We start from the raw sequence: 7850 nt of genomic DNA on the forward strand, positions 1-7850 counted from the left end.
CGTACACCGCCCTCCGGTTTAACGGCTGTCCACGAGCGGACGCGCGTTCCGGGTCCCCTCACGGCGGCGTCGATTCGTCGCGGAGCGCGTCGCGATTCAGGACGCGTCATCGTCACCTCGGGCCGAGTCCGCGTGCGCGACGCTCGCGCGGATGGCACGCGTCAGCCGTAACACCGATCGCCACTGGTCGCTCGATCCGGGAATCACACCGTCCGTCCCGGCCATCCGCTCTCTGAGCGTCGTCTGGACGGTCTCCGGGTCGTCGACTCGGCGCAGCTCGAGCTCCTCCCCGCCCGCGACCTCGACGGTGACCGTCCCGTACCCGAACACGGATCCGGTCGGCGACTGCGTGAACGCGGTGTTTTGGATCTTTCGAGTGCCGACCCGCCGGACGCTCCGCCCGAGGACGCCCCTCTTCGCCCACAGCGCGCGCGTGGTCAACACGAACTCCGTCCGCTTCACGCCGAGCACGCTCCAGACGGCGACGCCGCCGCCGGGCAGGACGCCCGCCGCCAGTCTGACGTCGACGGTTATCGCGGCGGCGGCAGCCGCCACGCAGACGAGAACGCCGAGACCGACGCCCGGCAGGGCGGCCGAGAGCCGCGGCGTCCCCCGCCACACGACGCGTTCGCCGTCGCGCTGGAACCACCAGCCGTCACTCATCGGTCTCCATCGGCTCCGTCTGTGTGGCGTCGGCGACGGCGTCGACGGTACCGTCGTCGGGATCGACGATATCGTCGTCGACGTCCCGGTCTCCCGCGACCGCCCGCCGGATCGCCCGAAGTTCGCCGAGGATCTCCTCGAGCACGTCCTCCTTTTCGGAAGCGGAGTCGCCCTGCTGTCGAGCGTCGACCTCGCGCGTGATCAGCTCCTGAACCGACGCCGGATCGGGGATGTTCCGCAACTGAAGCTCGACTCCTGCGCCGCCGGCCGTGCTGATGTCGACGGAGCCGTAGCCGAACGACGAGCCGAGCGCCGACTGCGAGTACGAGATGTTCTGTATCTTGTCGAACCCGATCTGTTGGACGTCCCGCGAGAGGACGCCGCGCTTGCTGTAGAGCCCCCGGTCCGTCACGACGTAGTTCGTGTTGGTGTACTGGAGGTACGACGCGACGAGGATCGGGATCCCGACGAGAACGATCGAGAGCGGGATCCCGACGAGAAACGCGGGCAGGACACTGTACCTGTGTGGCGTGCTCGCCCATCGGATCGACTCTCCCTCTTCGAGCGTGAGCCAGTCGAGATCCATCTCGGCCGGGTCCGTGGAACGTTCCGGGGAACCGTCCTGGAGGGCCCTCTCGGACATGACGACCACTACCCGATCGAGGTAGAAAACGGTGGGGGTCCCGTTTCCCGTAGCGCACCGCGGCGTGCGTCTTTATGCGACCGTCCCGTGATCCCGGCGCGATCCGGTTCACTCGCGTCGTCCAACGGACATGCGGCGTTCGGCGATGCCCGGAGAGGCGGGTGGCCGTTTCGAGCGTTCCCTCACCCGGACGTCACCACGGCGACCGAGACGAGAGTCGTACCGACGACCCCGAGCACGAACGCGACGACGTCGTAGGGCGGGACGTCGCCCCACAACGTCCCGAGAAGCACGCCGACGAGCGTGACCTGAAGTCCGAGTAGCCCGGTTCGCGGGAGGTTCACGTTCGAGGGTCGGCCTGGACGCCACTCAAACGTTGGGGCGTGAGCACGTCCCGTGACGCGCCCGTCGCGTGACCCGCCGTGGCCGTGCCGCCGCCGGCGGAGCGTCGGTTCGGCGAGAGCGTCGGTTCGGCGAGAGCGTCGGTTCGGCGGGAGCGTCGGTTCGGCGGGAGCGGCCGGCCGACGTTCAACCAGCGGTCTGATCCGTCCGGCCCAACTCGGAGAACGACTCGCCGACCCGGACGGCGATCGGTTCGCTCTCGTCGCCGGTGCCGATGGAGATCGCGACCATCTCCTCCTCGGTATCGCCGATCCGCACTCGGCGATCGATCCGCGAGACGCCGCCGACTCGGGTGTCCGTGAGCTCCATCTCGACCCGATAGCTCCCCGCGCTGGTCCAGACGTCCGCGTACGCGACGACGTTACTGCTGTCGTCCGATTCCCTCGAGGGCACGTCGAACGACGTCTCGAGCACGGTCTCGCCGGCGGGATCGGTTATCTCGATGGATCCGCTGACCTCCTGACCGAGTTGGTTGAGGAGGTTCACTTCCTCGAAGACGTGGTCCCCGATCGCGTTCAGTACGGTCGCGCAGCCGGCGGTCGATGCGAGGACGGCGCTCCCGCCGACCGCGAGGGCGTGACGTCTCGTAACGGCGTCGAACCTCGAACTCATGACTGGAGGACGTCCCGACGTGGCGGTCGAGTCCTCCTAAACGTGTGTCCCCCGTCTCGGGGCGTGAAACACGGGCGTGGCTGTAATCTCGGTTTCAGCCATTCGGACGTTTATACGGTCCGGGTCGCAAGGAGCCCGTACCGATGCTGCCACGCCCCGATATCCGGGTTCGGAACCTCTCGATGCGGTGGCGATGCGTACTCCTCGGCGGTGGAGCGGCGCTCCCGTGTACCGCGTTCAGCTATTGGCGGACGGGGTCCGAGGTGTCGCTGGGAGCGGTGGCGGTCGGCGGGCTCCTGACGGGCTACCTGCTCGCCCGGTCGAACGTCGAGACCGGTCGTGCGGGGCTCCACGTCGGGATCGTCGGCGGACTCCCCCTCCTCTGGGCCCTCCTCGACACGTACGCCGTCACGGCGGGGTTCACCGAGCCGGCGTGGTTCAAACTCGCGGGAGGCGTGCTCCTGGTCGGGGCTGCCGTCGCTGGGTTCGGGATCGCCGCGCTCGCCGGCGAGGTGGGCGTCCGAGCCGGGGCGTGGCTGGCTGACGCGTTGGACCACCGTCGCGACTCCGTGACGACCTCGTGAGGCTGTGCCGTCGCCGCGAGAGACCCTCTCCCGTACTGGTGTCCGAGCAGCCCGACCGAGCGATCCCGGCGTCGACATCGGGGGACACCGCCTTCGGAGACGCGCCGTCGAAGCGGCCACCCGCCCCGCGTGGCTCAGTCAACGACGGCCAGGACGGTAACGCCGAGGATCGCAACCGTCGTCCAGAGGACGGGCAGGGGGACCTGATCCAGTACCCCGTACGACCGGACGAGCGTCCCCAGCGCGCCACCGACGACGAAAACCGGGAGGGGCGACTTCGCTCGTCGCGGATCGTTCCACGCCTCGAAGTCCGTCGAAAGGGGACGAGACCGGAGCTCGCTCCGTATCCCGGACACGTCCCACACGACGAGATGGGCCCTATCAAAACCTGTAACGGGCGGGCGGGCCGCGTCGCCGAGCGGGCGTCCGGCTGTACTCCCGGTGAGACGTACACCTCGTTCGTCAGGAGATCGGTGCGACCGACGACCCCGTATTCAGGGAATGCGCTCCCCGTGGTTCGACCGAGCTACGAGCGTCATCGGGTGAGGTCGGCCGTGAACGCAGCCAGTCCGGCCCTGACGAGTTTTGCCTCGCCTTTCTGAAGGTGATCGCTCGCCGTGTTTGGCGCACAGCCTAACGCTTCGGCGATGTCGGCGTGGGTGGCTTCGCGCGGCGTGTCGTAGTATCCCAACTCGACGGCCGCTCGGAGCGCCTCCCGTTGTCGGTCGCTCAACGTCGTTGCCGGATTCACGTCGGGGCTTGGGAACTGTTGAATCGCGTCGATCTGGACCGAAACACTCTCCGGGAGGCCATCGATCGTCGACTGTAACGTCGCCGGATCCCCGACAATGTGGCCGTGTATACGGCCATCACGGTAGACGAGCGGGCGCCGAACGACCAGTCCAGGGCGGTCGATCGCGGTCGCGGACCCCCCGAATACGGGGAGTTCGGCGTCACGTAGCTCTATGAGCGTATACGATACCTGGGCGCCGACGGCCGTAAGTTCGACCGATTCGACACCGGGCGTCTCGCGTGCCAAGTCAGCGAACCGGCCTCCATCGCCGGCGATTCCGTAGATGTGGGTCGACAGCTCCGAATCGCCACGGTTCCAGTCGATGGCCCGTGCTTCGTCGTGAGCTCCCGTATCCAGCAAGTACCGCAGGAACGGGGGCGCACGGTCGAGGTCCGGACGGACCGTGATCCGAATGTGCTTCATAGCTACTGACGGCGTTCTGTGAGACGCCGTCACGGCTAAAACTCATCCCCTCTACTGCGCGCTTCTGTGGATGCGACGCCTCCGGTCACCCTCCGGAGCTATACGCTGCCGTGCGCCTCCGACGTAAACCCCTGGAGTATCATCCACATAACCGCTACTCCGGATGCCCCGCATGTGGTAGCCGTGATGGCGACGACCCCACTCACGGAGGACGCGCGAGGACGCACCGTGCCGGCGAGTACCGTCTCGACGACCGATCGGTCTGAGGTGATCGGGGCATGAGAGCCGTTCGCTACCACGACCACGGCAGCGCAGACGTGCTCCAAGTCGACGAGGTGGACCGGCCGACGCCCGGCCGCGACGACGTCCTCGTCGACATACGAGCTGCCAGCGTCAATCGCGTCGACGTGATGCTCCGTTCCGGCCAGTACGGCGACCTCCCGCTCCCGTCGATTCCCGGCGGTGACGGGGCGGGAGTCGTTGCGGCGGTCGGCGAGGACGTCGAGGCGTTCGAACCCGGTGACCGGGTCTTCGCATCGGGCATGGACCGTAGTGAGGGCGGCACCTTCGCCGAGTACGCCGCGATCCCGGCGGAGAAACTGGCGCGTCTGCCAGAAAACGTGTCCTGGACCGCCGGGGGTGCTATCGGCAACGTCGGGGCCACTGCCTGGACGGCACTGGAGGAACTCGCCGACGTCCAGGCTGGTGACCGCGTCCTCGTCCACGGCGGCTCCGGCGGTGTCGGTCACGCCGCGGTCCAGATCGCCGCACACGGCGGGGCGGAGGTCATCACGACGGCCGGGTCGGATGCTGCTCGGGACCGATTAACGGATCTCGGAGCGTCCGTCGCGTTGGACTACGACGGCGACTCGCTCGCAGAAGACGTTCTCGCCGCAACCGACGGTGCTGGCGTCGAGACGGTGCTGGATCATCGGCTCGAGGAGTATCTCAACCTCGATCTGTCGGTCGTCGCCGAGGGCGGGACGATCATCAGCACGATGGGCCACATTCCCGAGACGAACGGTCGGCCCCTCTACGACAAAGAAGTGACCGTTCAGCCGCTCAAGATGGATAACCATCCGACTCGACGGCCGACGCTGGACCGACTCGCCCGCCTGATGAGACGGGACGTCCTGACGCCCGTCGTCGCCGACACGTACCCGCTCAAGGACACCGCTCGCGCCCACCAAGAGATACTTGCCGGCGGCTACGTGGGGAAGCTCGTCGTAACCCCGTGACCGCCGAAAGACGGCAACGCCGGCCACAGCATTAGCCGAATTCGAGCGATCAGCAGGTCACGGATCCGATCAGTCCATGGGAGTCACGTGTACCCACATCGCACACCGCGAAGGAGCCCCCACCATCCCTCGCGAGTCACTCACGGCCTCCCGGACAGGAATGGGAGGCAGCCGGACGCCGCCTGATCCGAAGGCGAGTCGAGATGAGTCGGCATCACCCACTGAAAGAAGGGACAGGGCGGTATCGTGACCGATACGGAGGCGCATCGCCCAGTCCGCCACCGCCCTCGGGTAGATCGGTGCTCCCGTGCGAACGGCGGGCGCGTCCCTACTCCTCGGTTTCGTCCCCGGTTCGATCCGTGAGATCGGCGAGCGTCACGTTGACCGTCGTCCCGACGCCGGTCTCGAACGACAGGTCACCGCCCAGCGTGTCGGTGCCCCACTTGAGTTGCCAGAGCCCGAGCCCGCGTCCGTGTCGGAGCGGGGTTTCGGTTCCGGCCGCCAGCGATTCGAGCTCGACCGCCGGAATGCCGGGTCCGTCGTCGCTGATGGCGATCCTGTACCCGTCGGCCGTCGGCGTTATCGAGACGGTGACCGTCGACTCCGCGTACCTGACCGCGTTCTCCAACGGACTCGTCAGCGTCGTCCGTAGTATCTCGGCGTCGGTCCGCAGCGTCGCCGTCGACGGGAACTCCGTGGCGACCTCGACGTCGTCGGACTCGATCCCCGAGAGCAGATCGCGAACGACGGAGGTGAGATCGACCGGCTCCGGGTCGGGATCGCGAGCCATCAGACGGTCTATGCGTCGGGCGCGAGTGCCGATCGACGCCAGCCGGTCCGTCGCCTTCAACACGGCCTCCGCGTCATCGCCGTCCGTTCTGTCGGCCAACTGCTCCGCGTGGCTCCGGATCACGTCGAGACGATTCCGGAGGTTGTGTCTGAGCAGCCGGTTGAACACCTCGAGACGCTGTTCGCGCCGGTCGCGTTCCTCGATGAACTGCTCTAAGTCGTCACGCATGTCGATCATGGCCTCCCCGACGGGCCCCGGAACCTCCTCGTCCAGGGCCGTATCGTCGAACTCCCGGCGGGCGATCTTCTCGGCCTGCTCGGTGATCGTCTCGATGTACGCCTTCGTTCTGTCGAGGCTCGTTCTGAGCTGGCCGACCTCGTCGATCCGGTTCCCGGTCCGGAACTCGGCCGTCAGGTCCCCCTCGGCGACGGCTTCCGCCTGACGCGACAGGCGTCTGATCGCGCGGATCGGACCGAAGTGGATCATGGCGCTGATCAGTACGAACCCGACGGTCGTGAGGCCGATCAGTCCCATCAGGTCGGTCCTGACCTGGTTGGTCACGGCCAGCGCCGTCGACCTCGGAACCTCCTTGACGACCACCCAGTTGACGCCGTCGCTCGGGACGCTGTGGTATCCTCTCACCTCCGCGTCGTCCAGTTCTGCCCCGCTGATCGGTGCGAACTGGTCCGGTCGCTCCTCGATCCGGGACTCGACCTCGGTCACGGTCGCGTCGCCCTTGTACGGATGGAACTCGTTCGGACCGTTCTTCTCGAACATGACGTATCCGCTCACGCCGCCGAGAACGACGGTGCTCGAACCGTTGGTCGCGTCGGCCGTCGCCGCGACCCGCGTGCTGGGGTGGTACTCGCCGACCAACACGTGGTCGCCGCCGGGCGTCGGCGAGGCGATCGCGACGGACATGTTCCCGTCATCGAGATACACCCACGAGACGAGCGTGTCCGCCGTGTCGGTGAACCGGAACGTCACCTCCTCGCCGGAGGCGGTTTGTCCCCAGTCGATCCCGGTCGCGGCCAGCGGCTCGCCGGCCAGTCCGTCACTGCTCGCGACTATCCGCTCCGTCGTGCCGTTCGACGGCTGCTCCGTCGGCCGCTCGACGACGTGGAGACTGACGAGTTCGTTCGACGTCCGATCGAGTTCCCTGGCGAGGGTAGCCTCCGTTCGCGTCCGGTTCGACGGGTCGACGCCGCGATGTGAGGAGAGCAGTCGAACGGACTCCTGTTCACCCTCGAACCACCTGGCGAGGTTCTCGGCCTCGAGTTCGGCGTTGGCCTCGACCGAGTCCAGCTGCTCTTCGGTGACTCTGTCGGACACTTGGCCCGCGACGGCCGTCCCGCCGGCGACGATGACGGCCGTTATGAGCAATGAGACGACGAAGAGCTTCGCCGCGTACCGCGAGCGGATCCGCTCCGGCAGACGTCCTCCGAGGTCCATTCAGCGCCACCTTTTGGCTGTGGATACTAATAGAACGCGCGTCGGACGACGCCGGCTCCCGGCTATGGTCTCTCCACTCGACGGGCGTGCGTCCCGGACGGAACGCGTCCGCGGGGAAGGAGACGGGTCGGACTCTCGCCGGGTGCGACTCCGCCCGTGGGGGGATCGGCGAGGACGGACTCGACCGCTCGACGGGAGTGGAGGGCCGTCGTTCCAGCGGGAACACGCGATCGGCGGGGCGTCGCGGGGG

General features: G+C 67.5%; 9 protein-coding genes. 2 read left to right on the forward strand and 7 right to left on the reverse strand.

Features of this window, described 5'->3' with window-relative positions:
• Positions 1–96 precede the first annotated feature (96 nt).
• From DJ70_RS03385 to DJ70_RS03395, 4 genes are all read right to left on the reverse strand, one after another.
• Positions 97–663 carry a PH domain-containing protein gene (locus tag DJ70_RS03385; RefSeq protein WP_094530138.1) on the reverse strand — a complete coding sequence of 189 codons (567 nt, stop codon included), beginning with the start codon at positions 661–663 and terminating at the stop codon, positions 97–99.
• Positions 656–1306: a PH domain-containing protein gene (locus tag DJ70_RS03390; RefSeq protein WP_094530139.1), complete on the reverse strand. Its 651-nt coding sequence runs from the start codon at positions 1304–1306 to the stop codon at positions 656–658. Before DJ70_RS03390 ends, DJ70_RS03385 begins: the two co-directional genes overlap by 8 nt.
• A gap of 182 nt (positions 1307–1488) precedes the next feature.
• Positions 1489–1650, reverse strand: coding sequence for a hypothetical protein (locus DJ70_RS17200; RefSeq protein WP_179233946.1), 162 nt, complete (start codon positions 1648–1650; stop codon positions 1489–1491).
• 184 nt (positions 1651–1834) lie between these two features.
• Positions 1835–2320 (reverse strand): hypothetical protein, encoded by a 486-nt coding sequence (locus DJ70_RS03395; RefSeq protein ID WP_094530141.1) that lies wholly within the window; start codon positions 2318–2320, stop codon positions 1835–1837.
• A 143-nt stretch (positions 2321–2463) separates the two neighbouring features.
• Between DJ70_RS03395 and DJ70_RS03400 the strand changes: the two genes are divergently transcribed.
• Positions 2464–2904 (forward strand): DUF5518 domain-containing protein, encoded by a 441-nt coding sequence (locus tag DJ70_RS03400; protein ID WP_094530143.1) that lies wholly within the window; start codon positions 2464–2466, stop codon positions 2902–2904.
• 134 nt (positions 2905–3038) lie between these two features.
• On the opposite strand, the gene DJ70_RS03405 is transcribed toward DJ70_RS03400, so the two are convergent.
• Positions 3039–3260 (reverse strand): hypothetical protein, encoded by a 222-nt coding sequence (locus tag DJ70_RS03405; RefSeq protein ID WP_143420919.1) that lies wholly within the window; start codon positions 3258–3260, stop codon positions 3039–3041.
• Between the two features lie 179 nt (positions 3261–3439).
• Positions 3440–4120 carry a helix-turn-helix domain-containing protein gene (locus DJ70_RS03410; RefSeq protein ID WP_094530147.1) on the reverse strand — a complete coding sequence of 227 codons (681 nt, stop codon included), beginning with the start codon at positions 4118–4120 and terminating at the stop codon, positions 3440–3442.
• A 278-nt stretch (positions 4121–4398) separates the two neighbouring features.
• On the opposite strand from DJ70_RS03410, the gene DJ70_RS03415 reads away from it, so the two are divergent.
• Positions 4399–5358, forward strand: a complete 960-nt coding sequence (locus DJ70_RS03415; RefSeq protein ID WP_094530149.1) for a quinone oxidoreductase family protein — start codon at positions 4399–4401, stop codon at positions 5356–5358.
• 328 nt (positions 5359–5686) lie between these two features.
• Here DJ70_RS03415 and DJ70_RS03420 read toward each other — a convergent pair whose 3' ends face one another.
• Positions 5687–7600, reverse strand: coding sequence for a sensor histidine kinase (locus tag DJ70_RS03420; RefSeq protein ID WP_094530151.1), 1914 nt, complete (start codon positions 7598–7600; stop codon positions 5687–5689).
• Positions 7601–7850 lie beyond the last annotated feature (250 nt).

The sequence above is a fragment of the Halorubrum halodurans genome, from assembly GCF_002252985.1.
Taxonomy (GTDB): Archaea; Halobacteriota; Halobacteria; order Halobacteriales; family Haloferacaceae; genus Halorubrum; species Halorubrum halodurans.

Excerpts from the sequence above, each read along its gene's own strand:
- DJ70_RS03400 (WP_094530143.1), top strand. The coding sequence starts at position 2,464 with ATGCTGCCACGCCCCGATATCCGGGTTCGGAACCTCTCGATGCGGTGG.
- DJ70_RS03420 (WP_094530151.1), bottom strand. The coding sequence starts at position 7,600 with ATGGACCTCGGAGGACGTCTGCCGGAGCGGATCCGCTCGCGGTACGCG.
- DJ70_RS03390 (WP_094530139.1), bottom strand. The coding sequence starts at position 1,306 with ATGTCCGAGAGGGCCCTCCAGGACGGTTCCCCGGAACGTTCCACGGAC.
- DJ70_RS03415 (WP_094530149.1), top strand. The coding sequence starts at position 4,399 with ATGAGAGCCGTTCGCTACCACGACCACGGCAGCGCAGACGTGCTCCAA.
- DJ70_RS03410 (WP_094530147.1), bottom strand. The coding sequence starts at position 4,120 with ATGAAGCACATTCGGATCACGGTCCGTCCGGACCTCGACCGTGCGCCC.
- DJ70_RS03385 (WP_094530138.1), bottom strand. The coding sequence starts at position 663 with ATGAGTGACGGCTGGTGGTTCCAGCGCGACGGCGAACGCGTCGTGTGG.
- DJ70_RS03395 (WP_094530141.1), bottom strand. The coding sequence starts at position 2,320 with ATGAGTTCGAGGTTCGACGCCGTTACGAGACGTCACGCCCTCGCGGTC.